This is a genomic window from Neobacillus sp. DY30 (assembly GCF_030123065.1).
Taxonomy (GTDB): Bacteria; Bacillota; Bacilli; order Bacillales; family Cytobacillaceae; genus Neobacillus.
In genome coordinates, this window is the sequence record NZ_CP126093.1 from 5,936,677 (window position 1) to 5,963,674 (window position 26,998).

Below are 26,998 nucleotides of genomic sequence, written 5' to 3' on the forward strand. Positions count from 1 at the left end.
TAATTTGGTAAAAAACCTTCCAACACTTACTATTTTCAATTAGGTGGAAATTTATGCATACGACACAAAAACCCCCGCTAGTCTCGTGGACCAGCAGGGGTTTCAATGATATCTATTATTGTTTTCCTGTAACCGTTAAACGGTTGATGGCGCGCTGCAGGGCTAGTTCAGCACGACGGAAGTCGATGTCTTCCGCTTTCTGATCTCGTATACGCTGCTCGGCACGTTCTTTTGCTCGCAGTGCACGTTCCACGTCGATATCCTCTGATTTTTCAGCGGCTTGGGCAAGGATTGTTACTTTGTCAGGACGAACTTCTAAAAAGCCGCCGCTTACTGCAACAAGTTCCTCTTCTTTGCTGCCGGGCTTTATCAGGCGAACAACGCCAATTTCAAGAGGAGCAACCGTTGGAATATGTCCAGCTAAAATACCTAATTCACCACTTTGAGCCTTGGTAATAACCATTTCCACATCTGACTCATACACCGGGCCATCGGGAGTAACAACACTGACTTTAAACGTCTCCATTTTTTACCCTCCTGGTCGGTATTAGGCCTCTACACCCATACGTTTTGCATTTTCCACTACGTCCTCAATACGGCCGACTAAGCGGAATGCATCTTCTGGAAGGTGGTCATACTTACCTTCAAGGACTTCTTTGAAACCACGAACCGTTTCTTTTACAGGTACATATGATCCTGGCTGTCCAGTAAACTGTTCAGCAACGTGGAAATTCTGTGATAAGAAGTTCTGGATACGACGCGCACGAAGTACCACTAGCTTATCATCATCAGAAAGTTCATCCATACCTAGGATGGCAATGATATCCTGTAATTCACGGTAACGTTGTAATGTTGATTGTACTTGACGAGCTACATTGTAGTGCTCTTCACCAACGATTTCAGGTGACAATGCACGAGAAGTTGATGCAAGTGGATCCACCGCAGGGTAGATACCCATCTCAGAAAGCTTACGCTCAAGGTTTGTTGTCGCATCTAAGTGAGCGAATGTTGTAGCAGGAGCCGGATCCGTATAGTCATCGGCTGGTACATAAATCGCTTGGATTGATGTTACAGAACCTTTATTTGTAGATGTAATACGTTCTTGTAATTTACCCATCTCAGTAGCAAGCGTTGGCTGGTAACCTACGGCAGAAGGCATACGGCCTAATAGTGCAGAAACCTCAGAACCTGCTTGCGTGAAACGGAAGATGTTATCCATGAAGAAAAGAACGTCCTGTCCTTGCTCATCACGGAAATATTCAGCCATTGTCAAACCAGTCAGTGCAACACGCATACGTGCTCCTGGCGGCTCGTTCATTTGTCCGAATACCATCGCTGTTTGCTTGATAACGCCTGAATCCGTCATTTCATGGAAAAGGTCATTACCTTCACGTGTACGCTCACCAACACCAGCGAATACCGAAATACCGCTGTGCTCTTGCGCGATGTTATTGATTAATTCCTGGATTAATACGGTTTTACCTACACCGGCACCACCGAATAGACCGATCTTACCACCCTTGATATAAGGAGCAAGTAAGTCTACTACTTTAATACCAGTCTCAAGAATTTCTACTTCCGTAGAAAGGTTTTCAAATGTTGGAGCTTCGCGGTGAATCGAATCACGGCGCTCACTCGCTGGAATTTCCTCGTTAAGGTCAATTACTTCACCTAGTACGTTAAATACACGGCCTAGAGTTACGTTCCCAACCGGTACAGAAATAGGTGCTCCTGTATCAACAACTTCCATTCCACGCATTACACCATCAGTAGAAGCCATTGCAATTGTACGAACAGTATCATCACCTAAATGAAGGGCTACTTCAAGAGTTAAGTGAATGTCAACTTCAGATTGATTTTGCGCTTTATATTCGATTCTTAAAGCATTATAAATCTCAGGAAGCTGACCGTTTTCGAACTTAACGTCGATAACCGGACCCAAAATCTGAAGAACGCGTCCTTTGTTCATTTTTTTCCCTCCTATCTTACTTTTTCACAACCTTCTCTTAAAAAAAGAACGATGTGAATCACACTTTACTAGTTATCGTCCTGAACGATGAATTCATTTCCACAGACAGGACTTATCAAGACCCCCAAACGGGGTTTATTTTAATAAAAATTTATTCTAATGCTGCCGCTCCGCCGACAATTTCCGCAATTTCTTGTGTAATCGCTGCTTGACGTGCACGGTTGTAGATTAGTGAATAATTCTTGATCATTTCTTTCGCATTATCAGTAGCGTTTCTCATTGCAGTCATCCGGGCTGCATGCTCACTCGCTTTACTGTCTAAAAGAGCACCGTAAATTAAGCTCTCAGCATATTGAGGCAGGAGAACGTCTAAAATTTCTTCTGCAGATGGCTCAAATTCATAAGAGGTAAGCTCTGAAGAAGTTGATAAATCCGTAAGCGGAAGCAATTTCTTCTCGGTTACTTCTTGAGTAATGGCACTTTTATAATGAGTGTAATATAAGTAAAGTTCATCGAAGGTTCCATCGGAGAACATACCTACTGTACTACTAGTAATGTCTTTCACGCTTTCGAAGCTCGGTTGATCGGAAAGTCCAATAATTTCGAGATCAACATTGATACCGCGTTTCGCAAAAAAGTCACGGGCTACACGACCGATTGCAATGATCGAATATTCATCTTTCGATTTGTGACGACTTTGGATTGTTTGAAATACACGACGGATCACGTTACTGTTAAAAGCACCTGCTAGACCACGATCGGATGTCATAACAATATAGCCAGTTTTCTTGACAGGACGAGATTCAAGCATTGGATGATTTACTCCGTTACTGCCCATTGCGACAGCTACCGTAACTTCCTGGATTTTCTCCATGTAAGGAACAAATGCCTTTGCATTCATAACTCCACGGTTCCATTTAGCAGCGGAAGTCATCTCCATTGCTTTTGTAATCTGACTCATCTTTTTAGTCGAATTAATACTATTTTTTATATCGCGTAATGATGCCATAGGTTCTCACCACCCTCTTACAAAGAATGTTTGATTAGGTTAGTTAGGTTAAGGGGTAGCAGTAGAGGGTGACAGGCACGGTTTTGTAGTGCCTGTTTCCCTTTACTGCCCTTAACCATCCCTTTCCTAACCCTTTACAAATTGTCAGACCCTACTTATTCGGAAACTGCGAACGTCTTTTTGAAGGCGTTAAGTGCAGCAGCCATATCGTCATCAGAAGGAAGATCCTTCGTTTTTGTAATATGGTCTAACAAGTCTTTGCGATTGTGGTCTAACCAATTAAGGAATTCTGATTCAAAACGACGGACGTCTTCTAATGGAATATCATCAAGGAATCCGCGTGTTAATGCATAAAGGATTGCTACTTGCTTTTCAACAGAAAGCGGTCTGTGAAGATCTTGTTTAAGAACTTCAACGGTGCGGGCACCGCGGTTAAGCTTCGCTTGTGTAGCTTTATCTAAGTCAGAACCGAACTGAGCAAATGCTTCTAGCTCACGGTATGAAGCAAGGTCAAGACGCAGTGTACCTGCTACCTTCTTCATCGCTTTGATTTGCGCGGATCCACCTACACGAGATACGGATAGACCAGCGTTGATCGCAGGACGAACACCGGAGAAGAATAGGTCTGATTGTAAGAAAATTTGTCCATCAGTGATGGAGATAACGTTTGTTGGGATATAAGCAGAAACGTCACCGGCTTGTGTTTCGATAAATGGCAATGCAGTGATCGAACCAGCACCAAGTGTGTCGTTCAATTTCGCTGCACGCTCTAATAAACGGCTGTGCAAGTAGAATACATCCCCTGGATATGCTTCACGACCTGGAGGACGGCGAAGTAATAGGGAAAGCTCACGGTATGCAGCCGCTTGTTTTGATAAATCATCATATACGATTAAGACGTGCTTGCCAGCATACATAAATTCTTCCGCCATCGCAACACCTGCATATGGAGCTAAGAATAACAATGGAGCTGGTTGTGAAGCAGATGCAGTTACAACGATTGAGTAATCTAACGCACCATGCTTACGAAGGGTTTCAACGGCACCACGTACTGTTGATTCCTTTTGACCGATTGCAACGTAGATACAAATCATATCTTGACCTTTTTGGTTCAAGATTGTATCGATTGCAACAGATGTTTTACCTGTTTGACGGTCCCCGATAATTAACTCACGCTGACCGCGGCCGATTGGCACAAGCGCGTCAATCGCTTTAATACCTGTTTGTAATGGCTCATGAACGGATTTACGAGCCATAACGCCTGAAGCTACTGCTTCAATCGGGCGAGTTTTTGTTGTATTGATTGGACCCATACCATCAACTGGCTGTCCTAAAGAGTTAACAACACGACCAATTAGTTCCTCACCTACTGGAACCTCCATGATGCGTCCTGTACGACGAACCTCGTCACCTTCTTTAATGTCAGTGAAAGGTCCAAGAATGATAATACCAACGTTATTAGCCTCAAGGTTTTGAGCCATACCCATAACGCCATTTGAAAATTCAACAAGTTCTCCAGCCATGACATTGTCGAGGCCATGAACACGTGCGATACCGTCACCTACGGAGATAACTGTACCTACATCACTCACTTGAATTTCTGCCTGATAGTTTTCAATTTGCTGTTTTATCAGGGCACTAATTTCTTCAGCTTTGATGCTCATGAGTTTCACCCCTATCTACGAATCTTAGCTTAACAATTTACGTTCTAAACGGTCTAGCTTTCCGCGCAAAGAGCCGTCGTATATACGGTTTCCGATTCGGAGCTTAACGCCGCCGAGCAATTCGGAATCCACGATATTTTCAATTCTTAATGACTTCTTGCCAACCTTCGCCGCAAATGTTGCAGAGATTGCTTCACGTTCTGCTTCTGTAAGCTCACGCGTGCTGTAAACTTCAGCCTCAGCAACTCCCTTTTCATCATTTGCCAGTTCAAAGAATTGGTTAGCTACTTCAACGATCTCGTCTTCGCGGTGGCGATCAATCAAGATCAATAGTGTATTCAGTACATATGGATTTACCGTTGAAAAAGCTGCTCTTAAAATCTCTTTTTTCTTATCAAGTGTAAGTTTTAAAGACTTTAAAACTGCTTTTAAGTCAGTATTGTAAACCATAACTTCCTTTACTACACGAAGTTCTTCTTCTATTACTTCAAGAAGCTGTTGTTCTTTTGCGATTTGAAAAAGAGCCAACGCGTAGCGTTTTGCTACCATGGAGTTGCTCATCGCTTTTCTCCTGCCTCATGAATATATTCGTTAATCAGTTTATCTTGGTCTGCTGCATTCAATTCTTTTTCAATTACTTTAGAAGCAATTAATACAGACAAGGAAGCAACTTGTTCACGAATAGCGGCAACCGCTTTTTCTTTCTGCTGCTCAATTTCAAGCTTCGCAGATTCTTTCATGCGGTCAGCTTCAGTACGAGCGACAGCAATGATTTCTTCGCGCTGAATATCGCCTTGCTTTTTCGCATTTTCAATTAAAACTTGTGCTTCTGAACGAGCTTCTTTTAAAAGAGAACGCTGCTCTTCTAATAGTTTCTTTGCTTCAACGCGGCTTTGCTCTGCTGCTGTAATTTCTCCAGCTACATGCTCTTCACGTTGTTTCATAATGCCCATTAAAGGACCCCAAGCAAATTTCTTCAACAGCGCCATTAGTACGATAAACATAGCAAGCTGGAAAATAATATCTCCCCAGTTTACACCAGAATGGGCTGCTGCTGCTCCTAATACAAAACTATTTGTTAACACCTGCGATTCACTCCCTTCAAGGTCTTTCCTTAAAACAACCTATATATCAGTCGAAATAATTGTCGAAATCAATCGTTTATGTATACGAATGAACATAAACGAATGGCGAAGGTTCTCACGAATGATCTTCGCCATTTATATGAACACTTTTAGGTGTTCGATTATTGACCTTGAACCATGAACGCGATAACAACCGCGATGATAGGAATCGCCTCAACTAACGCAACCCCGATGAACATTGTAGTTTGAAGCATACCACGAGCTTGTGGCTGACGAGCCATACCTTCTACTGTTTTTGAAACGATAAGACCGTTACCAATACCAGCACCTAGTGCTGCTAAACCAATTGCGATTGCTGCTGCTAAAAGACCCATTTGAATATTTCCTCCTTTAATGTATAAAAAAATGAATTCTTATTTTTTGTTCTTATGATAAGAACGGTTTTTATGCTAATGGTCGCTGCTCACTTTGTGAGCTAAGTACACCATTGTTAACATACAGAAAATAAATGATTGGATGGCACCGACAAAGATTGAGAATCCTTGCCATACTAACATCGGCAGTGCAGCGGCGATTGTTCCGCCTACACCGGTTGCTAAACCAGCTGCGAGTAAGCTTAATAAAATTTCCCCCGCATAAATGTTTCCGTAAAGACGGAGACCGAGAGTCAGAGTATTTGCAAACTCTTCAATAATTTTGATTGGGAACATAAACCAGAAAGGTTTAAAGAATTCCTTCCCATATGCTCCAGCGCCTTTCATCTTGACACCGTAGTAGTGAGATAATCCCACAACCAATGTGGCTAATGTCAACGTAACAGCCGGATCTGCTGTTGGTGATTTCCACCAAAGTTGTCCGTCCACCACGACTGAGAATGGAAGTCCAAGCATATTGGATACAAAGATATACATGATGATGGTAATTCCAAAAATGTGGAATCGTCCGCCATCTTTCCAATCCATCGTACTGTTAATTATGTTTTTAACAAAATCCATGACCCATTCCATAAAATTTTGCATTCCGGTCGGTTTCATGGCCAGTCTACGAGTAGATAGGACGGCTAACAAAAAGACAACTGCACTTGCGATGGTAATCATCAAAATGTTCGCCAGATTAAATTGGAGCCCAAGAAACGTAACTATTGGAGCTTCGTGATGCAACAGTATTCACCTCGCTTCCCCCGCTATTTATGTAAAAATAAATTTTGCGTAAAAAAATCTATCATAATGACAATGTAGGATGTCATTAATCCTATAACCACACTAATGAGATGAAATTGCTCGGGATATCTCATTGTGATGACAATCGCAAGAGCACCGGTTGCCATTCGTGAAAATGATCCAAGTGAACGAACCGTTCTTCCTTCAGCTGCCGCTTGTCCAAATTTGTCGATTTTACGAGCCATCAACCACAAATTAAAGAGGCTCAAACTTGTCCCAAGAATCAATCCCAGAAAGATTGATTGATGCGCAGTGAACCCCCAGCCAAGCACATAAAAAGACAATAAAAAAAACATCCACTTTCGCTGTCGGGCAAACATTGTTTGAAATTCTGGCATGGTTGGTTTAATCTCCTGAATAGAACTTGCGAATTGAAATGAGCATTGAGTAAATACCGGCCGCTAAACCTATAAACAGTCCAATTATTAAGAAAATTGGCTCTGTACCCCATTGTTTATCGAGCCATCTCCCTGCAAAAATACCGATTAGAATAGATCCAACCAGGGATGCCAAAATTGCTGACATTAGGGCATAAGCTTTAAATGGATTGCGGTTTTCCTTACGCATACTATCGCATCCTCACTATAAGAGAATACATCAAAAATCGAGGCTTATGTACAAAAGGCAGATAGGTAGAATTCCTGAGAATTCTGTCGAATTATATGAAAACCCTCTCATTCTACATCCTTTGTTAGCATACCTCAGCCTTTTTCCAATGTCAATGGATTTAGGTGAATTAATACACAAACTATTATGCGTAATTTCTTCCATTTGGAAGTTTTAGTTAACACTATAATTGTAGTGTAATTACCCCTTATTTTTGTGTCGTAATTGTGTCTATTTTGTGAACATATTTGACAAAGAGTGGGTCCGTATGTCCCACTCCCATTTGTACTATCGAACTACCGCTCCGATTACCAGCATCGTTTCTATAAAGTCTTCTTTTCCAGCCTTTTTGGCGAAGACTTTAGCAAGATAAACTCCATCTGGCGGAAGATTTTCTTCTGTTATTAGTTTGCTGACCAAACCTTTCTTCACATTCTGATTGGTGTCTAAGAAGCCGACAAACCGGAAATCATCGGGATTAAAAAGAGCTATACCAAATTCTTCGGCGCCGCCAGGCAGGTAAACCTCATATCTGTAGGTTCCCTGCTGATCGCCGTCCTTAAAGTCAAACCCCATGACTCTTGGGTAATTCGGTTCCTCAAGAACATAGATATAAGGAATTTGAATCGGATTGGCCCCTGCATGGATGGTAAGAAAACCATCATGAATTTTCCCCTTCAGTTCTGCTGGATTAACTTCCAATTCAACCTTGACATCCTTAGACGCACCCGGCTGCAGTGTAAAGGCAAGCGGGAATCGCCAGTTCAGTCCGTCCGCCTGTTTCGGTATGTCGAACGTGTAGCGCACAGGTTTATCACTTAAGTTCTCAACATGTAAAAAGGCCTTGTGGTTATCCCCTTGACTCTCAAATTTTCCGAACCGCAGTGAACTTGGACTAACAAGTGAGGAAGCCTGCACTGCTTCATTCACCTGAATTCTCCCTGCTCCCTGCTCGTAGGTCCTGTACAGTTTCCCGTTTTTAACCAACGGCTTGGCTGTATTCATTAAGGCTGCCTTAATTTGCTCCGGTGTCCACTCTGGATGTGCCTGTTTAATAAGAGCACACGCCCCCGCAACATGCGGTGCCGCCATACTCGTACCCTGCAGAGTAAGATAGCCGCCTGGAATGGTAGAGTTAATCGCTACACCAGGTGCTACAATATCAGGCTTTACCTCCCATGTGTCTGTGACCGGGCCCCTCGAACTGAAGTCAGCAAGCAAATCCTTCTCTTGGATGATCTCTACTCTCGCTAATGAGTTGGCTTTCCTTTTTAAACGTTCCCCATCTTTCTTTGAAAGTGAACCAACCGGGATGTCCAACCCCTCTTCAAGATTTCCCAAAAAGCCGCCGCTTAAGTTATTGTAGATGATCACTGCCTTAGCGCCCGCCTCACGAGCATTTTTTGCTTTTTCCGTGAAGGTTAATTTTCCTCGTTTAATGAGAACGATTTTGCCCGTAACCTCTTTTAACTCTGCTTTCGTTCCAATACCGCCATCTACAATAGGAAAGGAACGATCCAGGCCCCAATTCGCAGACCCCTCCAGCGGTTGAATCCGTAATTTTTCCCGCATTCCTTCTATTAATAGAAACGGAACCTCGATCGTTGGGGTGGAAGCCCCAACCGATATCGCCTTTGAGGCTGTTCCAGGTGATCCCACCGTCCAAACATTCGGCCCAGAATTCCCCGAAGCTGCTATGGCGACAATTCCCTTATCGACAGCTCTGTTCAATGCGAGGCTGATCGGCAAGTCTGGTCCGTTGATATCATTTCCCAGTGAGAGGTTCATAATATCGACTTTATCCTTAATTGCCTGCTCAATCGCTGACAGGACATTTTCGGTCGTCCCCCCGCCGCCTGGTCCAAGGGCACGATACGCAAGAATTTTGGCATCCGGTGCCACACCCTTTAATTTTCCGTTCGCAGCGATAATCCCAGCAACATGAGTGCCATGAACGGTTGCTCTTCCTAAGGTTTTTGTTTCCATCGGGTCAGTGTCATTATCAACAAGATCACGCCCGCCGGCGTAATTTCTTTTCAGGTCAGGATGGGTGTAATCGACACCCGTATCAATTACTCCGACTGTTATACCTTTCCCCGTCAAGCGGCGGTTTTTTTTATCAAAGAGCCCTCGAATCTCTTCGCCGCCGATAATCTTAACGTTCTCCTCGGCTTGAGCTTTATATTGGTTTACTGGTGAGACGCTAATGATTTGCTTGCTGTTTTGCGCAAGTTTCTCTATTGATTCAGGGTTTCCTTCGACAGAGAAACCATAAATCGCTTCTTGAAAAACACGCCTTAATTGGATGTCTTTAAAGGGTTTGATAAGCTGTTGAATATCCTGCGGGGATTGCGGCTGATCAAGAACCACAATGGCAATCCGTTCTCTTGGCATTGGAGGTGTCTCAAGTGAACGAGCAGAAGTCGTCGTTTGGAGGGAGAAAACAATTACGAATAAAAGTGTCCATTTCTTCATGTGAAAAATTCCCCTTTTTTCATATCGTTTTCATTTAACGGGGAAAGTATGCAGTTTTTTGGGAGATAGTATTTGGTGCTGCGATTTTTGCTGGTGAGTGGTAGGTTTGTTCGGCTCAATATCCCCCTTGTGGAGGGAAAATTCCCCCTTCTCAATCCTGTGTTTTGTCCTCACGATGTCTTATTGAAGATAAATCTATCTTCCTTCTCCATGGGATTTGTCCCCAAGACCCCCTATTGAAGACTAATCTCTCTTCCTCTTCCTTGCGATTTGTCCTCAAGACCCCCTATTGAAGACTAATCTCTCTTACCCTTCCTTGCGATTTGTCCTCAAGACCCCCTATTGAAGACTAATCTCTCTTCCTCTTCCTTGCGATTTGTCCTCAAGACCTCCTATTAAGGACAAATCTCTCTTACCCTTCCTTGCAATTTGTCCTCAAGACCCCTTATTGAAGACAAATCTCTCTTCCTCTTCCATGCGTTTTGTCCTCAAGACCCCCTATTTAAATACAAAAACAAAAAAACTGAGCAGAAAAATTATCTGCTCAGCTCTAAATATCTTATTTCGTCCCAAACAATCTATCCCCAGCGTCCCCTAATCCAGGTACGATATATCCATGATCATTCAACTTCTCATCTAACGCCGCAATGTAGATATCCACATCCGGGTGTGCAGCCTTAACAGCGTCCACGCCCTCAGGTGCCGCAATTAAACACATAAATTTAATATGCTTAGCGCCGCGCTTTTTCAAGCTATCGATTGCTACATTTGCTGAACCGCCTGTTGCGAGCATTGGGTCAACGACGATGAATTCACGCTCTTCCACGTCACTTGGCAGCTTGATGTAGTATTCCACAGGCATTAATGTTTCTGGGTCACGGTATAACCCGACATGGCCAACCTTTGCAGCCGGAATTAATTTCAAGATCCCATCAACCATACCAATCCCCGCACGCAAAATCGGTACGATCCCGATTTTCTTACCAGACAATACCTTTGATTTCGCCGGGCAGACTGGCGTTTCAATTTCAATATCTTCAAGCGACATATCTCTTGTGATTTCAAATGCCATGAGTGTTGCGACTTCGTCTACCAACTCACGAAACTCTTTTGTTCCTGTATTTTTATCACGAATGTATGTAAGTTTATGCTGAATAAGTGGATGGTCGAAGACGTATACCTTTGCCACAATGATCGCCCCTTTAATAAAATTTAACTCCGTCTCATTTTACAGAAAAATAATATAGAGAGCAAATAAAATCAAAAAGAAATCGACCCATTTCGAGCCGATTTCACAGTTGTTTAATATTCAGGATAAAGTGTGAATTTACCTGTTAAAGCTTCAACACGAGCAGCAGCCTCTTTCAGCTTTGCTTCGTCTTCATGATTCTTTAAGGTAAACGCGATAATTGACGCGATTTCATCCATTTCTTCTAAACCAAAGCCGCGGCTCGTAACAGCAGCTGTACCAATACGGATACCGCTCGTTACAAATGGGCTTTGCGGGTCAAATGGAATCGTATTTTTGTTAACAGTGATACCAACTTCATCAAGAACCTTTTCAGCAACTTTACCAGTTAAACCAAGTGTCTGCATATCTAATAACAGCAAGTGGTTGTCTGTACCGCCAGAAACAAGTCTGATGCCTTCTTTTTGCAAACCATCTGCTAAACGCTGTGCGTTTGCAATAATCTGTCCTGCATACTCTTTAAAGCTGTCTTGAAGAGCTTCTCCAAACGCTACCGCTTTTGCAGAGATTACGTGCATTAATGGACCGCCTTGAATTCCTGGGAAGATTGATTTATCAATCTTCTTACCCCATTCTTCCTTAGTGAGGATCATTCCGCCGCGAGGTCCGCGAAGTGTTTTATGTGTAGTTGTTGTAACAAAGTCAGCGTAAGGAACTGGATTTTGATGAAGTCCAGCTGCTACTAACCCGGCAATATGAGCCATATCAACCATTAAGTATGCGCCCACTTCATCTGCGATTTCACGGAACTTTGCAAAATCGATCTCACGTGGATATGCACTTGCTCCAGCAACGATCATCTTTGGCTTGTGCTCACGTGCTTTTGCTAAAACATCATCATAATTAATGCGATGCGTGGTTTCATCTACACCATATTCTACGAAGTTATATTGAACACCACTAAAGTTTACCGGGCTTCCGTGTGTTAAGTGACCGCCATGTGAAAGGTTCATACCAAGCACTGTGTCGCCTTGTTCAAGGACCGTAAAGTAAACGGCCATGTTTGCCTGCGCGCCAGAATGCGGCTGTACGTTTACATACTCAGCACCAAAAATCTCTTTCGCACGATTGCGAGCAAGGTCTTCAACAATATCCACGTATTCACAACCGCCATAATAACGGCGGCCTGGATAGCCTTCTGCATATTTGTTGGTTAACACAGATCCCTGTGCTTCCATTACCGCTTCACTTACAAAGTTTTCTGAGGCAATTAATTCGATTTTTCCGCGCTGGCGTCCTAATTCCTGTTGAATCGCTTCAAATACCTGCTTGTCCTGATTAGACAAATGCTTCATGGTAATCCCCCCTGTATATATGAACCTGAATTAATCTTTTGAAAATTCCTTCTATATAATAGCACGTTTCTCTCTAAAAGAGAAATGGGGATTCGTAAAATCCCCGTTTTTTTTATTTTACACTATTAAAATGATAAAGAAAACAACCTATACACGAACGTTAAATAAAATTAATCGGATAATGTTCGTGATTTTACTCAAGTACAACTAGCGTTCCCCGCTGTTTTTTCATACACCGCTCTGGCCCCGCCAATTAGTTTCGGACGTGTTTTCGCCAACGTTACAGGTGCGTGTCCTACTTTTTTCTGCGTTACCCTTATTGGTACAGCAACATGTTTCAAGTGCATGCCAATTAAGGTTTGGCCAATATCAATTCCAGCATCACCTTTTAAAAATTCAACAACAACACCATCCGAAAATGCTTCAAATGCATATGTAGCCATCGCTCCGCCAGCGGTTCTAACAGGAACAACCGATACTTCTTCCAACCCGCGTTTAACAGCTTCCGAACGTTCAATCACCAATGCCCGATTTAGGTGCTCACAGCATTGGAACGCCAGCGCAGCACCTGTTTCCTCTGCAAACTGACTTAACTGACGGAAAATCATCTCAGCCACTTCACTTGTACCAGCTGTTCCGATTTTCTCACCAACTACCTCACTCGTACTGCAGCCAACAACCACCAGCTGCCCCGGCTTTAAGGAAGACTGGTTTCGAAATTCCAAAAGAATGGTTTCAAGTTCTTTTTCCCACTGTTGAATCATTGTCTCATCCTACTTATTTTCATATTCGCTGATTTTTCCAACGCGAGTGGCATGACGGCCGCCTTCAAATTCCTCTGTCAGCCAGATTTTTGCAATATCACGGGCAAGGCCAGGGCCAATCACACGTTCCCCCATCGTAAGCATATTGGTATCATTGTGGGCGCGTGTTGCCTTTGCACTAAATGTATCGTGAACAAGCGCACAGCGAATTCCCTTTACCTTATTTGCAGCAATGCTCATCCCAATTCCTGTACCACAAATTAAAATTCCTCTATCAAACTCACCGCTAGCAACCTTTTCAGCGACAGGCAAAGCATAATCCGGATAATCTACAGACCCTTCACACTCACAGCCGAAATCTTGGTACTCAATGCCAAGCTCATCCATCAAACTAGCGATTTCCCTGCGGATATTAACCCCGCCATGATCTGACGCTAATGCTACTTTCATCATAAAAACCTCCCTATTATCTTACTATTACTGTCCAGCTCCAGCCGCCGATCAACAGGCGCCTTCTGCTTTTCTGATTTAATATTGACATACCCGTAAAAAAATATAAAGCCCCCATCACTGGGAGCTTTGTATTTTTTCGATTGCTTTCGCAATCAATTTGTCCAGTTCTCGATACGTTTCTTGATAGATGGCTAAGTTGCCGCCAAATGGATCGACTACATCAACATCAAATTCCTCACCTGTAAACTCCTTTAAGGTGAAAACTTTACCCGTTGTTTCAGGATACTGTTGAAGAATCGCACTTTTGTGAGAAAACGTCATTGTTAAAATTAAATCTGCCCAATGAACAGATTCGAACGTCAGCATATTGGATAAATGATTATGTTCAATACGATTATCATCCATGACTTTTTTGGCATGAGCAGATGCCTCACTTCCCGTTGCTGCATAAATTCCCGCAGACTTCACTTCAAGACCGTCAATCTTTTTACTTTTTAAAATCGCTTCAGCCATAGGGCTCCTGCAAGTATTACCCGTACAAACAAATAAAATGCGCTTCATGCGGCATGCCCTCCTTTTTATTTATGTATATAGTATCATTTCTCCATCAGCAATGAAAAAACCTTTCACCGTTATAAGGAAAGGTTTTATAAAAAAGGATAAAGTAATTTAATCCCAAATGCGAGCAGGATGCTTCCGCCAAGTGCTTCGCTATAAGAGCCAATCCAGCCTTGAACTTTTCTTCCAAGCAGCAAGCCAGCCCAAGTTAATAGCGTTGCCACAACCCCAAAGCAAATAATCACCAAAACCGTTTTTGCTCCATATATCCCTAACGTAAGCCCAAGCGAAAAACTATCAAGGCTCACACTTGTTGCAAAGATTAACAATCCAAAACCGACCGGCGTCATCACTGATTCCTCACCCTTGCGGAGGCTTGACCAAATCATTTGCACTCCGAGCACAATCAGCAGCAATCCACCGATAACCGATGCAAAGGTTCCAAATTTTTCGGATAAAAATTTGCCTGCCAGCATGCCCACAAGCGGCATCCATACATGAAATAACCCAATTGTAATTCCAATTTTAAAAATTTGCCTCATCCTTAGCTTGAACATGCCCATCCCCAAACCAACAGAAAAGGCATCCATTCCTAGTGCAAACGCCATTAAAACAAGCGTCACCAGTTCCCCAATCAACCCATACACCTAACTCAACCCCCTCGGACTTGCCCTGATTTAACATATGCACGTCCAAATGCTTTTAGAAGTCAGAAGAATGGACAGAAATTATTTATGGATAAACCTCCCTATACGGAATAAAATTTCCAGTCAGAAAAATAATATCTTTGGACCCTGCTATTCGTTGCGAAAATTCAACTTTTATCAGGTGAGGCTTTTAACTTATTTTATAGGAGGAATACCCTTGAAGATCCTTATGCATTCAATCCTTGCCATTTTACTTTTGCTCACAGTTTCCCCCCCTATGGTTTCAGCTGCAGTGCAACAGGAAGAAATTGACCAGCTATTAGCTGAAATGAACTGGAGTATGGAGGAATTACAAGATTACTTAGCTTACTATGAAACAACAGTAGCAGATTTCGAAACGATTGAAGATTTAAGAGGGATGCTCGGTACCCCAATCACAGATGAAAACCTCAATGATCTACTTCAAAAGTATGATCTAACGAAAGAAGGTCTCGAAGCTTTGTTAGGGGAATTCGGTGAAAGTATTGAGGATTATCATTTTATTGAAGATTTAGATGTAACGGTAGACTTTTATTCCAACCACGATCAGGAAATGCTGGAGTCGGAACAATTCCTTGCTCAAATCGGTTTACTGGAAGAAGAGGTTGATAAGCTCTTCACTCATTTAATGTCTCTTGACGAACTCGTTTTAGAACAAGAAATGGAACGAATAATGGCTCAACTTGAACCATTTATGGAGATTGAAGACCCCTCACAGCTTACAGAAGCCCAGCAGCAACAATTACTAACTATTTGGGCTGAAATGTTGAATGCCTTCCACGTGAAAGCAAACTTTTTCTTAGTGGATAAAGCGAAAACAGCGATTAGTTTTCCGGAGTTGATGAAACTAGAGACGTTAGATGGCCGCAGTCTTCTAGTTGAACTTACCGATTTGCAAGGAAATTTACTGGCTGATTTTCAAGTTTCAGAGGAAATGCTTGGATCAGAATTCATCTTGCAAACTGGCGAAAATTTAATCGATGTTGGTGATATCGCCGGTGAATTAACCAAAGAATTACATGAACACAAATTACCAAATACCGCTTCTCCTTTCTCTTTAAATATTATCCTAGGTATACTGTTAACCTTTGCAGGGCTTGCTTTTTACCGTTACTCTAGGAAAATCGAGAATGTATAATGTGGAGAAAGATAATATCTGTTGTTCTGATCTTTGCTGGTGTTACGATTACGAGCTATAATCTATACTGGCTGAATAAAGGATTTTCGGCTTCTTCGCAGCCAGACATTCGTCCCAGTGACTTTAAAGTATCAGTCGAAACAATCCAAACAGAGGAAATAGACAAAGGTAAACCTGTACTAGGTGAAAAAATCGGGGTCCTAACCATTCCAAAGTTAAATCGGTCGCTTCCCATCTTTGAAGGAACGAATGCTGAGATACTAAAACAGGGAGTTGGGCATTTTACACACAGCGCACTTCCTGGTGAAAAGAACAATTCCGTATTATCAGGGCATCGGGATACGGTTTTTCGAGGACTAGGAAATGTAGGAATCAACGATAATTTAATTGTCACAACAGATGATGGTGAATATCTATATAAAATAAGAAAAGTCAGGATTGTTGATCAACATGACCGGACGGTACTAGTACCGAAACCGAAAAGCACACTAACCGTGACCACTTGTTATCCATTTGGTTTCATCGGAAACGCTCCAAAACGGTATATTCTTGTCGCTGACTTACTATCACAGCAGCAGCCAAAAAAGCACCAGGCCCATTAAGGGAACTGGTGCTTATTGATGTATAATTTTATTCCCAGCTGCTTTTTGCAGACGATTCATGATCGCATGTCCAACACCGGTATTCGGGAACATCTCACTAAAAATGATATCCACTTTTTCTAGATTAAAGGCCCGCAATGTTTCATAAAGCGCAGTCGCAACTGTTTCCAGCTCGGCCCTTCTTCCACAAGCAATTGCAACATCACATTGATAGGATTCCACACTTTCCTCGGTTGCCAGCACCCCAACACGAAGCCCTTCCTGCTGCTTCTCTTCTATTAAATCTTGCAAGAATGACTGACTGCCATTCACTAAATAGAGCGGGGCATTCGGCGCATAATGCTGATATTTCATTCCCGGCGCCTTCGGCTTTGCAGCTTCATCAAGCAGCGCAGAATCAAGTTTAACCTCACCAATAACAGCCGCTATCTGCTCCTTCGTGACGCCGCCCGGCCGTAAAATAACAGGAACTTCCTCCGTACAATCCAATACCGTTGATTCTACCCCAACACCCGTAGATCCGCCATCTAGTACACCGGCAATTTTTCCATTCAAATCCTCAATAACATGCTGAGCATTTGTCGGACTTGGCTTCCCTGAGCTATTTGCACTAGGTGCTGCAATCGGCAGCTGACATATTTTCAAAAGCGCCAATGCTACAGGATGATCCGGCATTCTAACAGCGACCGTCTCTAAGCCGGCGGTCGCCTTATCTGAAAGAACACCGTCTTTCTTTTTAAAAATAAGCGTCAACGGTCCTGGCCAGAATCTTTCCATTAGTATTTCTGCTTTTTCCGGAATTTCCATAACAAACGCATTGAGCTGCTTTTTCTCCGCAATGTGGATAATCAGTGGATTATCACTCGGTCTGCCTTTTGCAGCAAAAATCTTTTCCACAGCTGCATCACTTTCTGCATTTCCCCCCAAGCCATAAACCGTTTCCGTAGGAAGTGCCACCACTTCATTTTGTTGTAAAAATCGTGCCGCATCCACAACTTGTGGATTATTTTCAAGGTTATCCACATACTTATCCACTTTCCAAACTTTTGTGTTCATAATTATCCACCTTTATGAATTACGCAAATGATATCGAAATTTGCCGAATTTAGGCTCTTTGCCTCATATTCCATTTGAAAGTATAGTAGAAGGTGGGGATAAACACAACCCTTTGTCCACAATTTGTGTATAACTATTCTGAAAAAGTGGATAACTTTGTGGATTAATCCACAATTATAGCGAAAATTTCAAAAATAATGAGTTATCCACATTCAATACATGTCGAATATGCTCTAAGTTATACATTTCAGCAGGTAATTGGTCCCGCGCCACCTTCTCAAATCCCAGAAGCTCAAAAAACGGCAATGCTGCGCCTTTATTTGTTGCCAAAAACAAATTTTTTAACCCTTTCGTTTTCGCAACTTGCATCATCTGAGTGATCAACAGAACAATATCCTTTTCAGCTTGTCCTGGTGAAACAACCAGTGAGCGCAATAATCCACACTCTGTGAATACTTCCATTCCAAGTGTACCCTTAATCAACCCATCCTCATCCTCTAGCAATAAAAAGAATTCTACGGTTTCCTCTGATAGTCCATCACACCCAAGGTTTGCCCTCGTCAGAAACTCTCTTAATCCGTTCAAATCCTCTTTGTTCGCGCCACGAATCACTGCTTGCATTCCGATCACCTCTTTTATTTGATACTCTATTACTATGAAAAATTGAGAGAGTTAGAACTAGATTTAGAAAAAATAAATAGCCAGCCCCTGATTTCGGAACTGGCTGACTACTTTTTATTAGACTGCGTAGATTTCATTTTATCTGCGATAAATCAAATTTATCCGCGTTAATTCTGTAATATCTGCTTTTATCCAATTATATCTGCGATAACCATTCCTATTTAAAAATACTCTCAAACATTTCTACCACAAAGAACTTAACTTTAACTGGCTCTTCGTCTTCCGCCGTATAAACTGGAGCTTCTTTTGCCTTCTCTGATTTCTTTTTCACTACTGTTTGTTTTTCCTCTACTTCTGCCTCAACCGGCTCTTCTACTTTAACTTGCTTTTTTACCACAACTTGCTCTACTTCTTCAACTTCTACTTCTTCGTCGAACTGCTCTTCAACTTCAATCTGCCCTTTCTTAGTATCCACATTTGCAATAGGATTCGTTACTTCCGCTTCTGCCTTTTCTAGTTCTTGCGCTGCTTCTGCTACTTGGTCTTCCTTTTCAGCTGCATAAGCTTTATCTTCAAAACCATCACTTTGAACCGCTACTCCATTAGAGAAATCCAAGAAACATAATGGCGGATAAAGTACGCACCACCAGTTAGCGCCTGTCCCTTCGCCCAATGTAATTAAAATCGCCTGGTACTCACCTGCTGGATATAGAAACTCACCATACAATTTCGTTGGAAACTGAACTTTCCCAAACTCTACTTTAACATTTTGAGTCGACCCTTGCTCTGCAACAACCTTTTCAGCGATTGCTTGAACTTCTGGAAGCTTTGAGTTAATCACTGTTTTTGCTTTATCCAAAGACGTTAGATCCTGAACCCACACCGTAATTTGTGAATTTACTGCGTCACGGACCTTACGTTTAATCTCCTGATCCTGGGCACTATCACTATTTGCTAGAATTCGAAGACGAATCGCCTCTGCTGGAATCACAATCGAATCCTTGGCCACCGCTTCTGTTTTCGGCATATATAAGTTTAAAATCGTTCCTAACGATAAAATGATTAAATAAGACCACACTAATACTTTACTGTTCATATTCCCGCACCATCCCTTCACTATCCTCATTGTGGACAAATGCAAAGAATCTTAAACTAGTAAATTTAAAAAAACTAGATTTCTTTTCATGGAAAGAAAAAAATAAAACCCGCTGCTCAGAGCGGGTTATTATTTGTATTAACGGAAAGATCCGCCTAATTGCTGCTCAGCCATACTCACTAAACGCTTTGTGATTTCGCCCCCGACAGATCCATTAGCGCGTGAAGATGTATCGGCTCCAAGCTGTACTCCAAATTCTTGTGCAATTTCATACTTCATTTGTTCAAGTGCCTGTTCTACTCCTGAAACCAAAAGCTGATTGCTGTTGTTGCTTCTTGCCATTTTGTATCATCTCCTATAGTGTAATTGTTTTACACTTATAGTTTGGAAGCGGATAGCTTAGATTATTCGTAATATCAACTTGGTAAGTTTTGGATTCATAGCCTTTAGAAAAGAATGCAAACTAACAGAGATGTTGGCATCTTTTTTAGAAGGTGGTGAAAACATGTCTAAACAGAAGAATAAAAAAGTGCAGCATAATCCTGCTATGCCAAAAACAGATGTGGAATTTGCGCATACAGGACTTGAAAAAGTTGCATTAAAAGCTCAGGAACGACAACACAATAAGTAATCACCAAAAATGCGATGCTTCGATTACGAAGGATCGCTTTTTTCAAGAGGCTTTGTTTTTCTTACCCAAAAATGCTTATGAAGGACTAATCTCTCTAGGGACTCTCCTGATTTGTCCTTCATCAACCTTGTGAAGGACTAATCTCCCTCGGAACTCTCCTGATTTGTCCTTCATCAACCTTATGAAAGACTAATCTTTCTAGAGACTCTCCTGATTTACCTTCATCAACCTTTTAGAAATTCAACAAAGCTTCCCAATAAAAAAACAGAGCAATTCGTTTAGAATCACTCTGCCTCGATTTCCGCAAACACCATCCGGTCCTTACCGTTAATATCATTCAGAACTTCTACTTTCACATTCGCAAACGCATTTTTAAAAAGGTCGGCTACCGCCTCCCCCTGACCGGCCCCAATTTCAAAGCCAACCAGCGCGCTTGGAGCTATCACTTCGGGCAGCTCCACCATAAAGCGGCGGTAAAAATCGAGTCCATCCTCGCCCGCAAACAGTGCGCGGTGCGGCTCATGCTCGGTTACTACTTCAGACATGGTTTCTATATCACTAACTGGGATATACGGCGGGTTTGAAATGACCACATCGAACTTTTGCCCACGGAATGGCTGCAGTAAGTCCCCTTGAACGAAGGTAACCTCAGCACCTAACACGCCGGCATTTTCTCGAGCTACCTTCAATGACTCTTCTGCAATATCCGAGGCATACACCGATAATGAAGGCTGCTCAAGTTTGAGGCTAATTGCAATCGCCCCGCTGCCCGTTCCAATGTCGACAACCTTTAATTCACGCTTATTGATACGTTTTAATGTTTCATAAACAAGCTCTTCAGTTTCTGGCCGCGGAATCAGAACCTCTTCATTGACGATAAACTTCCGGCCATAGAACTCCTCTGAGCCGATGATGTATTGTACCGGCGTCCCCTTTACATGTTCATGGACCGCTTTTTCAAACACTTCCCATTGGGCCTGCGGCAGGTCATCACGGACATTCGCAAATAGCTGTGCCCGCGACATACCAGTGAAATGACGCAGCAGCAGCTCGCCGGCGTTTTCATCCCTATTTGCTTTTTTTAAAAAAGAAGAAGCCCATTGCAGAGCTTCATACACTTTCTTACTCATCTGAACCACTTTCAAGCTTGCTCGTTTGATCTTCTAGCGTTAATGCGTCGATGATTTCATCAAGCTTACCTTCGATGATTTGATCAAGCTTTTGAAGAGTTAAGCCGATACGGTGGTCTGTCACACGGTTTTGCGGGAAGTTGTAAGTACGAATACGTTCAGAACGGTCACCTGTACCAACCGCAGATTTACGGACCTGATCATACTCTGCCTGTGCTTCCTGCTGAAACTTGTCATAGACACGCGCACGTAATACCTTCATCGCTTTGTCTTTGTTTTTATGCTGAGATTTTTCATCCTGGATAGATACCACGATACCAGTCGGAATATGCGTTAAACGAACGGCTGACATCGTTGTATTAACCGACTGTCCGCCGGCGCCGCTTGAAGCAAACGCATCAAAACGGATATCCTTATCATGAATTTCTACTTCAACATCTTCTGCCTCTGGTAAGCAAACAACGGTAGCCGTTGAAGTATGAATGCGTCCGCCTGATTCTGTTTCCGGTACACGTTGAACACGGTGGGCGCCATTTTCAAATTTCAATTTGGAATAGGCACCTTGACCATTGATCATAAAGCTGATTTCTTTGTAACCACCAAGACCTGTTGGGTTGGCATCAATTAATTCCGTTTTCCAGCCCTGCGCTTCTGCATAACGGCTGTACATACGGTAAAGCGTACCAGCAAATAACGCAGCTTCCTCGCCGCCTGCTGCTCCGCGGATTTCAAAGATAACGTTTTTGTCATCATTCGGATCCTTCGGAATCATCAGGAACTTCATTTTTGCTTCTAGTTCCTCGATTTGCTTTTCAAGCTCATTGACTTCTTCTTTGACCATTTCACGCATTTCGTTGTCGAGTTTCTCCTCAAGCATTGCCTTGGCATCCTTGAGTTGTTCGCGAACCTCTTTGTATTCACGATACGTTTGTACAGTCTCTTGTATATCAGATTGTTCTTTTGAATATTCACGAAGTTTTTTTGAATCATTAATAATGGTCGGATCGCTCAAAAGTTCATTTAGTCTCTCATAGCGATCTTCAACGGATTGAAGACGATCAAACACAGTTATTCACCTCTATTTTTGTCCATAACATTCTAATTATAGTATAGGTGAAAACCCCCGTCAAAACCAAATTCATCCGGAAAAAAATTCAGACGGTGGTTTGGAGGCACATAAACGAAAAAAACATGCCCTGAAGCCAGAGCATGTTATCGTTCTCTTATGTCGAAGGAATAACGCGGCAGTGCTTGTACAAGTTTTTGGCGAAGGCGATCGATCGCCTTATCGCGTTCTTTGCCATTAAGACTTCCCCGAGTATCAACGGTTACAGTCATACGATCCCCTGCATTATTAATCCAAATGGATTCGGATCTAAACTCATGGGTGCCATTTACAACGTCTCTCGCAACGTCTATATCCCTTCCGAAATCATTTCTGTTCGAGGCATCATTCAAGCCCGTTCCTGTCAAATTGAGGAAGTTTGGATTTTGGTCAGACATTGGACCCATGTCACGGTCTGGCATTTTATTAGCCCTGTTGGCCATATAATTCGGGTTCATCGTGTCTTTACGCAAGTCGTAGGCGGTATTGTTCGTGTCGTTTCCTTTCATACAAGCCGTCAGCATGAGAACAGAAAACAACGAAGGAATTATCCACTTTTTCAACGCTTACACCTCCTACAACTATCTTTCCCAAGCACCTGAAGGAACGTCCTAGTAAGATTATGCCAAATAAAAAAAGTGCAAGAAGGCAGTGCCTCTTACACTTTATTTTACCAAAGGTTCTTGCGTTCGGTAGGATGCAGTTTTAGGTACTTCATGATGATGACGGCAGCGCGGCTCATAGGCTTCTGAAGCACCGACTAAAATCACAGGATCATGATAAGAAGCGGGTCTTCCATCAATTAAGCGCTGTGTCCGGCTTGACGGTGATCCACATACACTGCAGACAGCTTGAAGCTTTGTTACCGTTTCAGCAACCGCCATCAATGCCGGCATTTGCCCAAAAGGTTCGCCTCGGAAGTCCATGTCTAACCCTGCAACCACGACACGGTGACCGCTGTCAGCAAGCTGCTGAACTACTCTTACAATCCCTTCATCGAAAAATTGCACTTCATCAATGGCAATAATGTCGATATCCGCCTCTACATGGTGTAAAATCTCTATCGAATGGGAAATCGGCTTCGCATGAAAAGAGTTGCCATTATGGGATACGACAGAATGTTCGCTATAGCGATTGTCAATTTTCGGCTTGAAAACAGCTATTTTTTGTTTAGCAAATTCAGCCCGTCTGACACGGCGAATCAATTCCTCTGATTTTCCTGAAAACATACTGCCGCAGATAACCTCAACCCATCCGAGTTGCTTCATTAAATACATAAATCGGCGTCTCCTTCCTATGTACGAAACCTATTACGTCTATATTTTTGTAATTTAACATGTTTTATTCAATTAAAAAACAGGCAAGTAAGTGTTTCTGCTTGCCTGTTTTGTGAAATTATTGTTGTTGGTTCTTAAGGCCGTATTTTTTGTTGAAACGGTCTACACGTCCACCAGCTTCAGCGAATTTTTGACGACCAGTATAGAATGGATGACATTCTGAACAAGTTTCAACGCGAATTTCTTTTTTAACTGATCCAGTTTCAAAAGTGTTTCCGCATGCACAAGTCACCTGTACCATTTTATAATTTGGATGAATTCCTGCTTTCATTCTTTTCATCTCCTTCCGCCCTGAATCCTTCGAAACAGAGTTATATAAATGCCTGTCTTAAAAACAAGCATCAAATACTAAAAACACACTGTTCACATTATAACAAGATGAGTCTATTTTGGCAAGCTGGGTTTTAATGGATTTAGATAATTCTGCATAGATGGGTCTGTTGATTTTCGCTCCACTAAGGAATGCTTCCTCGAATAATCACCGCAGGGACAGGCGGTCTTTGCCTGTCCGAGGCACTTCGCTTTCCGCAGGCGTTGCGGTGAGCCTCCTCGGCGCTAGCGCCTGTGGGGTCTCACCTGCTCCGTACTCCTGCAGGACATTGAAGGGCTTCTCTGAATCCGCCCACGCACGAAGAAAATGCGATAGCATTTTCGAGGAGTCTCCGTGCCTTCCGCGAAAATCAACAGAGTTTAAAATCATCTAAACTTGTATACAGACTAGATATTAATAATTAAGATCTTCTTCCCTTTAACTCTTCCCCAATTTGTGCGAAGAATTCTTCGTTGGATTTAGTTTGTTTTAGTTTTTTCAGGAAGCGTTCGGCGAAGTCTGGTGAGTCGGACATGGATTTTCTGATTGCCCATAGCTTGTCCAGATGGTCTTTAGGAAGAAGCAATTCTTCTTTTCTTGTACCGGAGCGGCGAATATCCATTGCTGGGAAGATACGGCGCTCTGCAAGTGCACGGTCAAGATGCAGTTCCATATTACCAGTTCCTTTAAATTCTTCATAAATGACATCATCCATACGTGATCCTGTATCCACCAACGCTGTTGCCAGGATTGTTAAGCTGCCGCCCTCTTCAATGTTTCGGGCTGCACCAAAGAAACGCTTTGGACGGTGGAATGCTGCTGGGTCGATACCACCGGAAAGTGTCCGGCCGCTTGGCGGAATGACAAGGTTATAGGCCCGCGCCAAACGTGTGATACTGTCCATCAAAATGACAACATCGCGTTTATGCTCCACTAGGCGCATTGCACGGTCCAATACAAGCTCAGCGACTTTAATATGGTTCTCAGGGACCTCATCAAACGTAGAGCTGACAACATCACCCGCAACCGAGCGCTCGATGTCGGTAACCTCTTCAGGACGCTCATCGATTAAGAGTACGATTAATTCCACTTCAGGGTGATTGGTGGTAATGCTGTTAGCGATTTCTTTTAACAGCATCGTTTTCCCTGCCTTTGGAGGCGCGACAATTAAGCCCCTTTGCCCAAATCCAACTGGAGCAACTACATCCATAATTCTTGTCGAGATATATTTTGGAGTGGTTTCAAGTTTCATATGTCGATTCGGATAGAGAGGAGTTAATGCTGGGAAGTGAACGCGTTCTTTTGCTGATTCTGGATCTTCACCGTTAACTGCTTCTACATGTAAAAGTCCATAGTAACGTTCGTTTTCTTTTGGCGGACGAACCTTACCAGATACTTTATCCCCATTCCTTAAATCGAAGCGGCGGATTTGTGATGCAGAGATATAAATGTCTTCCGAACTTGGTGAATAGTTGATCGGACGTAAAAAACCAAATCCTTCTGACTGGATAATTTCGAGTACGCCTTCCATGAAAAAATAACCTTGCTGTTCCGCACGTGATTTTAAGATAGCAAAAATAAGTTCTTTTTTCGATAACTTGCTGTAATACGTCACCTTGTATTCGCGCGCAAGCTCATAAAGCTCTTTCAGCTTCATGTTTTCTAAACTTGATATAGTTAATTCCATAGTACACCACACTTTAAAATTTTTACTCTATTCCGTTCCCGGAGTTACAAAAGTATAATAGAGGGTCTCAAAATTGAGGAAATAGTAGAAATGAATAGAATAGCAGAATCTTTATTTTTTATAAAACACTATCTATTGTACCCTTTGTTTTAAAAAATAATCAACTGGAATTTTTCAATTGGAGGGGGTAATAGATTCTGGATGGAGATAAGAGACTAGAGTCGATTCTAGTCTCTTACTAAGTATTTGTTATAAAGGATTATCTAATCACTAAATTTGGTTTCTTTTTCAAGCTATGACGGCCTTCCACAAAACGAACCGTACCTGATTTCGCACGCATAACGATTGAATGGGTAGAACCATAAGATCCCTTAAACTGAACGCCGCGCAGCAATTCACCATCGGTTACACCGGTGGCTGCAAAAATAGCGTCGTCTCCTTTAACAAGGTCTTCCATACGAAGCACCTTATTGACATCTAGTCCCATTTTTACACAGCGCGCTAATTCTTCATCTGTTTGAGGAAGCAATTTCCCAATGATTTCACCGCCAAGGCACTTTAAGGCAACGGCTGAGAGTACGCCTTCCGGAGCACCGCCAGAGCCGAATAAAATATCAACACCCGTGTCGTCAAAAGCCGTATTGATTGCACCTGCTACATCGCCATCATTAATTAGTTTAATCCTTGCTCCTGCTTCACGAAGCTGGGAAATAATATGCTGGTGTCGTGGACGGTTTAATACGGTCGCAACCACATCTTCAATATCTTTATTTTTCGCTTTCGCTACTGCTTTAAGATTATCGAAGACGGAAGCGTTGATATCGACAAGGCCTACTGCTTCAGGACCAACTGCAATTTTCTCCATATACATATCTGGTGCATGAAGTAAATTGCCATGGTCTGCCACTGCTAGTACAGCAAGGGCGTTCCAGCTCCCTGACGCTAGAATATTCGTACCTTCAAGCGGATCAACCGCAACATCCACTCGCGGACCGTAACCATTTCCTAGTTTCTCACCAATATAAAGCATCGGAGCCTCGTCCATCTCGCCTTCACCAATGACAACAGTTCCCTTCATTGGGATTGTGTCAAACACATCACGCATCGCTGATGTTGCAGCTCCATCCGCTTCATCTTTTTTCCCGCGTCCCATCCAGCGTGCAGAAGCAAGTGCAGCAGCTTCCGTTACGCGGACAAGCTCCATTGAAAGACTTCTCTCCATGTTCTCCGGTCCCCCCAAGTTTTCTATTAT

The 26,998-nt window shown here is 42.6% G+C and carries 31 protein-coding genes; 3 read left to right on the top strand and 28 right to left on the bottom strand.

The window, feature by feature from the left end:
- Positions 1 to 115 precede the first annotated feature (115 nt).
- From QNH29_RS29270 to QNH29_RS29350, 17 genes are all read right to left on the bottom strand, one after another.
- Positions 116 to 526: a F0F1 ATP synthase subunit epsilon gene (locus QNH29_RS29270; protein ID WP_283862741.1), complete on the bottom strand. Its 411-nt coding sequence runs from the start codon at positions 524 to 526 to the stop codon at positions 116 to 118.
- 21 nt (positions 527 to 547) lie between these two features.
- The gene (gene atpD / locus QNH29_RS29275) at positions 548 to 1,969 is read right to left on the bottom strand and encodes a F0F1 ATP synthase subunit beta (RefSeq protein ID WP_283862742.1); all 1,422 of its coding nucleotides are present in this window, start codon (positions 1,967 to 1,969) and stop codon (positions 548 to 550) included.
- Positions 1,970 to 2,120: 151 nt separating this feature from the next.
- The gene (gene atpG, locus QNH29_RS29280; RefSeq protein ID WP_283862743.1) at positions 2,121 to 2,978 is read right to left on the bottom strand and encodes an ATP synthase F1 subunit gamma; all 858 of its coding nucleotides are present in this window, start codon (positions 2,976 to 2,978) and stop codon (positions 2,121 to 2,123) included.
- A 155-nt stretch (positions 2,979 to 3,133) separates the two neighbouring features.
- Positions 3,134 to 4,642, bottom strand: a complete 1,509-nt coding sequence (atpA, locus tag QNH29_RS29285; RefSeq protein ID WP_283862744.1) for a F0F1 ATP synthase subunit alpha — start codon at positions 4,640 to 4,642, stop codon at positions 3,134 to 3,136.
- A 24-nt stretch (positions 4,643 to 4,666) separates the two neighbouring features.
- A complete protein-coding gene (locus tag QNH29_RS29290) occupies positions 4,667 to 5,203 on the bottom strand; it encodes a F0F1 ATP synthase subunit delta (RefSeq protein WP_283862745.1) in 537 nt (178 codons plus the stop codon).
- Positions 5,200 to 5,727 (bottom strand): F0F1 ATP synthase subunit B, encoded by a 528-nt coding sequence (locus tag QNH29_RS29295; protein ID WP_283862746.1) that lies wholly within the window; start codon positions 5,725 to 5,727, stop codon positions 5,200 to 5,202. The genes QNH29_RS29290 and QNH29_RS29295 overlap by 4 nt, the downstream gene beginning before the upstream one ends.
- A gap of 161 nt (positions 5,728 to 5,888) precedes the next feature.
- The gene (gene atpE, locus QNH29_RS29300) at positions 5,889 to 6,101 is read right to left on the bottom strand and encodes a F0F1 ATP synthase subunit C (protein WP_283862747.1); all 213 of its coding nucleotides are present in this window, start codon (positions 6,099 to 6,101) and stop codon (positions 5,889 to 5,891) included.
- A 75-nt stretch (positions 6,102 to 6,176) separates the two neighbouring features.
- Positions 6,177 to 6,887, bottom strand: a complete 711-nt coding sequence (gene atpB / locus QNH29_RS29305; RefSeq protein WP_283862748.1) for a F0F1 ATP synthase subunit A — start codon at positions 6,885 to 6,887, stop codon at positions 6,177 to 6,179.
- Positions 6,888 to 6,910: 23 nt separating this feature from the next.
- Positions 6,911 to 7,285 (bottom strand): ATP synthase subunit I, encoded by a 375-nt coding sequence (locus QNH29_RS29310; RefSeq protein WP_283862749.1) that lies wholly within the window; start codon positions 7,283 to 7,285, stop codon positions 6,911 to 6,913.
- A gap of 7 nt (positions 7,286 to 7,292) precedes the next feature.
- Complete coding sequence (locus QNH29_RS29315; protein ID WP_283862750.1) at positions 7,293 to 7,514, bottom strand: AtpZ/AtpI family protein; 222 nt, start codon at positions 7,512 to 7,514, stop codon at positions 7,293 to 7,295.
- Positions 7,515 to 7,841: 327 nt separating this feature from the next.
- Positions 7,842 to 10,028 carry a S8 family serine peptidase gene (locus QNH29_RS29320; protein WP_283862751.1) on the bottom strand — a complete coding sequence of 729 codons (2,187 nt, stop codon included), beginning with the start codon at positions 10,026 to 10,028 and terminating at the stop codon, positions 7,842 to 7,844.
- A gap of 559 nt (positions 10,029 to 10,587) precedes the next feature.
- Positions 10,588 to 11,217 (bottom strand): uracil phosphoribosyltransferase, encoded by a 630-nt coding sequence (gene upp, locus QNH29_RS29325; RefSeq protein WP_283862752.1) that lies wholly within the window; start codon positions 11,215 to 11,217, stop codon positions 10,588 to 10,590.
- 113 nt (positions 11,218 to 11,330) lie between these two features.
- Positions 11,331 to 12,572, bottom strand: a complete 1,242-nt coding sequence (glyA, locus tag QNH29_RS29330; RefSeq protein WP_283862753.1) for a serine hydroxymethyltransferase — start codon at positions 12,570 to 12,572, stop codon at positions 11,331 to 11,333.
- 197 nt (positions 12,573 to 12,769) lie between these two features.
- Positions 12,770 to 13,336, bottom strand: coding sequence for a TIGR01440 family protein (locus tag QNH29_RS29335; RefSeq protein ID WP_283862754.1), 567 nt, complete (start codon positions 13,334 to 13,336; stop codon positions 12,770 to 12,772).
- Between the two features lie 9 nt (positions 13,337 to 13,345).
- Positions 13,346 to 13,786, bottom strand: a complete 441-nt coding sequence (gene rpiB, locus QNH29_RS29340) for a ribose 5-phosphate isomerase B (protein ID WP_283865780.1) — start codon at positions 13,784 to 13,786, stop codon at positions 13,346 to 13,348.
- A 117-nt stretch (positions 13,787 to 13,903) separates the two neighbouring features.
- Entirely contained in the window at positions 13,904 to 14,350 is a 447-nt protein-coding gene (locus tag QNH29_RS29345; RefSeq protein WP_283862755.1) for a low molecular weight protein arginine phosphatase, read from the bottom strand.
- An 86-nt stretch (positions 14,351 to 14,436) separates the two neighbouring features.
- On the bottom strand, positions 14,437 to 14,994 hold the full coding sequence (locus QNH29_RS29350) for a manganese efflux pump MntP (RefSeq protein ID WP_283862756.1): 558 nt from the start codon (positions 14,992 to 14,994) through the stop codon (positions 14,437 to 14,439).
- 217 nt (positions 14,995 to 15,211) lie between these two features.
- Between QNH29_RS29350 and QNH29_RS29355 the strand changes: the two genes are divergently transcribed.
- Together QNH29_RS29355 and QNH29_RS29360 are read left to right on the top strand one after the other, a co-directional pair.
- Positions 15,212 to 16,171: a processed acidic surface protein gene (locus QNH29_RS29355; protein WP_283862757.1), complete on the top strand. Its 960-nt coding sequence runs from the start codon at positions 15,212 to 15,214 to the stop codon at positions 16,169 to 16,171.
- A complete protein-coding gene (locus QNH29_RS29360) occupies positions 16,171 to 16,773 on the top strand; it encodes a class D sortase (protein ID WP_283862758.1) in 603 nt (200 codons plus the stop codon). Before QNH29_RS29355 ends, QNH29_RS29360 begins: the two co-directional genes overlap by 1 nt.
- A 12-nt stretch (positions 16,774 to 16,785) precedes the next feature.
- On the opposite strand, the gene QNH29_RS29365 is transcribed toward QNH29_RS29360, so the two are convergent.
- The 4 genes from QNH29_RS29365 to QNH29_RS29380 form a co-directional block, all read right to left on the bottom strand.
- Positions 16,786 to 17,829 (bottom strand): L-threonylcarbamoyladenylate synthase, encoded by a 1,044-nt coding sequence (locus tag QNH29_RS29365; RefSeq protein ID WP_283862759.1) that lies wholly within the window; start codon positions 17,827 to 17,829, stop codon positions 16,786 to 16,788.
- Positions 17,830 to 18,003: 174 nt separating this feature from the next.
- Positions 18,004 to 18,450 carry a GNAT family N-acetyltransferase gene (locus QNH29_RS29370; protein ID WP_283862760.1) on the bottom strand — a complete coding sequence of 149 codons (447 nt, stop codon included), beginning with the start codon at positions 18,448 to 18,450 and terminating at the stop codon, positions 18,004 to 18,006.
- Between the two features lie 217 nt (positions 18,451 to 18,667).
- Positions 18,668 to 19,546, bottom strand: a complete 879-nt coding sequence (gene spoIIR, locus QNH29_RS29375; protein WP_283862761.1) for a stage II sporulation protein R — start codon at positions 19,544 to 19,546, stop codon at positions 18,668 to 18,670.
- Positions 19,547 to 19,684: 138 nt separating this feature from the next.
- The gene (locus tag QNH29_RS29380) at positions 19,685 to 19,888 is read right to left on the bottom strand and encodes an alpha/beta-type small acid-soluble spore protein (protein ID WP_063254584.1); all 204 of its coding nucleotides are present in this window, start codon (positions 19,886 to 19,888) and stop codon (positions 19,685 to 19,687) included.
- Positions 19,889 to 20,051: 163 nt separating this feature from the next.
- Between QNH29_RS29380 and QNH29_RS29385 the strand changes: the two genes are divergently transcribed.
- The gene (locus QNH29_RS29385; RefSeq protein ID WP_257029233.1) at positions 20,052 to 20,177 is read left to right on the top strand and encodes a hypothetical protein; all 126 of its coding nucleotides are present in this window, start codon (positions 20,052 to 20,054) and stop codon (positions 20,175 to 20,177) included.
- Positions 20,178 to 20,461: 284 nt separating this feature from the next.
- On the opposite strand, the gene prmC is transcribed toward QNH29_RS29385, so the two are convergent.
- The 7 genes from prmC to glpX form a co-directional block, all read right to left on the bottom strand.
- Positions 20,462 to 21,307, bottom strand: coding sequence for a peptide chain release factor N(5)-glutamine methyltransferase (gene prmC / locus QNH29_RS29390; protein ID WP_283862762.1), 846 nt, complete (start codon positions 21,305 to 21,307; stop codon positions 20,462 to 20,464).
- Positions 21,300 to 22,373 carry a peptide chain release factor 1 gene (gene prfA, locus QNH29_RS29395; RefSeq protein ID WP_283862763.1) on the bottom strand — a complete coding sequence of 358 codons (1,074 nt, stop codon included), beginning with the start codon at positions 22,371 to 22,373 and terminating at the stop codon, positions 21,300 to 21,302. Before prfA ends, prmC begins: the two co-directional genes overlap by 8 nt.
- Before the next feature lie 146 nt (positions 22,374 to 22,519).
- Entirely contained in the window at positions 22,520 to 22,855 is a 336-nt protein-coding gene (locus QNH29_RS29400; protein ID WP_283862764.1) for a hypothetical protein, read from the bottom strand.
- 222 nt (positions 22,856 to 23,077) lie between these two features.
- Positions 23,078 to 23,689, bottom strand: coding sequence for a thymidine kinase (locus QNH29_RS29405; protein ID WP_283862765.1), 612 nt, complete (start codon positions 23,687 to 23,689; stop codon positions 23,078 to 23,080).
- Between the two features lie 118 nt (positions 23,690 to 23,807).
- On the bottom strand, positions 23,808 to 24,020 hold the full coding sequence (gene rpmE / locus QNH29_RS29410; RefSeq protein ID WP_283862766.1) for a 50S ribosomal protein L31: 213 nt from the start codon (positions 24,018 to 24,020) through the stop codon (positions 23,808 to 23,810).
- A gap of 460 nt (positions 24,021 to 24,480) precedes the next feature.
- The gene (gene rho, locus QNH29_RS29415) at positions 24,481 to 25,746 is read right to left on the bottom strand and encodes a transcription termination factor Rho (RefSeq protein WP_283862767.1); all 1,266 of its coding nucleotides are present in this window, start codon (positions 25,744 to 25,746) and stop codon (positions 24,481 to 24,483) included.
- A 259-nt stretch (positions 25,747 to 26,005) separates the two neighbouring features.
- Entirely contained in the window at positions 26,006 to 26,968 is a 963-nt protein-coding gene (glpX, locus tag QNH29_RS29420) for a class II fructose-bisphosphatase (RefSeq protein WP_283862768.1), read from the bottom strand.
- Positions 26,969 to 26,998: the final 30 nt, after the last annotated feature.

Coding starts and splice junctions, on each gene's coding strand:
- QNH29_RS29270 (WP_283862741.1), bottom strand. CDS start 526: ATGGAGACGTTTAAAGTCAGTGTTGTTACTCCCGATGGCCCGGTGTAT.
- atpD (WP_283862742.1), bottom strand. CDS start 1,969: ATGAACAAAGGACGCGTTCTTCAGATTTTGGGTCCGGTTATCGACGTT.
- atpG (WP_283862743.1), bottom strand. CDS start 2,978: ATGGCATCATTACGCGATATAAAAAATAGTATTAATTCGACTAAAAAG.
- atpA (WP_283862744.1), bottom strand. CDS start 4,642: ATGAGCATCAAAGCTGAAGAAATTAGTGCCCTGATAAAACAGCAAATT.
- QNH29_RS29290 (WP_283862745.1), bottom strand. CDS start 5,203: ATGAGCAACTCCATGGTAGCAAAACGCTACGCGTTGGCTCTTTTTCAA.
- atpE (WP_283862747.1), bottom strand. CDS start 6,101: ATGGGTCTTTTAGCAGCAGCAATCGCAATTGGTTTAGCAGCACTAGGT.
- QNH29_RS29310 (WP_283862749.1), bottom strand. CDS start 7,285: ATGCCAGAATTTCAAACAATGTTTGCCCGACAGCGAAAGTGGATGTTT.
- QNH29_RS29315 (WP_283862750.1), bottom strand. CDS start 7,514: ATGCGTAAGGAAAACCGCAATCCATTTAAAGCTTATGCCCTAATGTCA.
- QNH29_RS29320 (WP_283862751.1), bottom strand. CDS start 10,028: ATGAAGAAATGGACACTTTTATTCGTAATTGTTTTCTCCCTCCAAACG.
- glyA (WP_283862753.1), bottom strand. CDS start 12,572: ATGAAGCATTTGTCTAATCAGGACAAGCAGGTATTTGAAGCGATTCAA.
- QNH29_RS29335 (WP_283862754.1), bottom strand. CDS start 13,336: ATGATTCAACAGTGGGAAAAAGAACTTGAAACCATTCTTTTGGAATTT.
- rpiB (WP_283865780.1), bottom strand. CDS start 13,786: ATGAAAGTAGCATTAGCGTCAGATCATGGCGGGGTTAATATCCGCAGG.
- QNH29_RS29345 (WP_283862755.1), bottom strand. CDS start 14,350: ATGAAGCGCATTTTATTTGTTTGTACGGGTAATACTTGCAGGAGCCCT.
- QNH29_RS29360 (WP_283862758.1), top strand. CDS start 16,171: ATGTGGAGAAAGATAATATCTGTTGTTCTGATCTTTGCTGGTGTTACG.
- QNH29_RS29365 (WP_283862759.1), bottom strand. CDS start 17,829: ATGAACACAAAAGTTTGGAAAGTGGATAAGTATGTGGATAACCTTGAA.
- QNH29_RS29370 (WP_283862760.1), bottom strand. CDS start 18,450: ATGCAAGCAGTGATTCGTGGCGCGAACAAAGAGGATTTGAACGGATTA.
- spoIIR (WP_283862761.1), bottom strand. CDS start 19,546: ATGAACAGTAAAGTATTAGTGTGGTCTTATTTAATCATTTTATCGTTA.
- QNH29_RS29380 (WP_063254584.1), bottom strand. CDS start 19,888: ATGGCAAGAAGCAACAACAGCAATCAGCTTTTGGTTTCAGGAGTAGAA.
- QNH29_RS29385 (WP_257029233.1), top strand. CDS start 20,052: ATGTCTAAACAGAAGAATAAAAAAGTGCAGCATAATCCTGCTATGCCA.
- prmC (WP_283862762.1), bottom strand. CDS start 21,307: ATGAGTAAGAAAGTGTATGAAGCTCTGCAATGGGCTTCTTCTTTTTTA.
- QNH29_RS29400 (WP_283862764.1), bottom strand. CDS start 22,855: ATGGCCAACAGGGCTAATAAAATGCCAGACCGTGACATGGGTCCAATG.
- QNH29_RS29405 (WP_283862765.1), bottom strand. CDS start 23,689: ATGTATTTAATGAAGCAACTCGGATGGGTTGAGGTTATCTGCGGCAGT.
- rpmE (WP_283862766.1), bottom strand. CDS start 24,020: ATGAAAGCAGGAATTCATCCAAATTATAAAATGGTACAGGTGACTTGT.
- rho (WP_283862767.1), bottom strand. CDS start 25,746: ATGGAATTAACTATATCAAGTTTAGAAAACATGAAGCTGAAAGAGCTT.
- glpX (WP_283862768.1), bottom strand. CDS start 26,968: ATGGAGAGAAGTCTTTCAATGGAGCTTGTCCGCGTAACGGAAGCTGCT.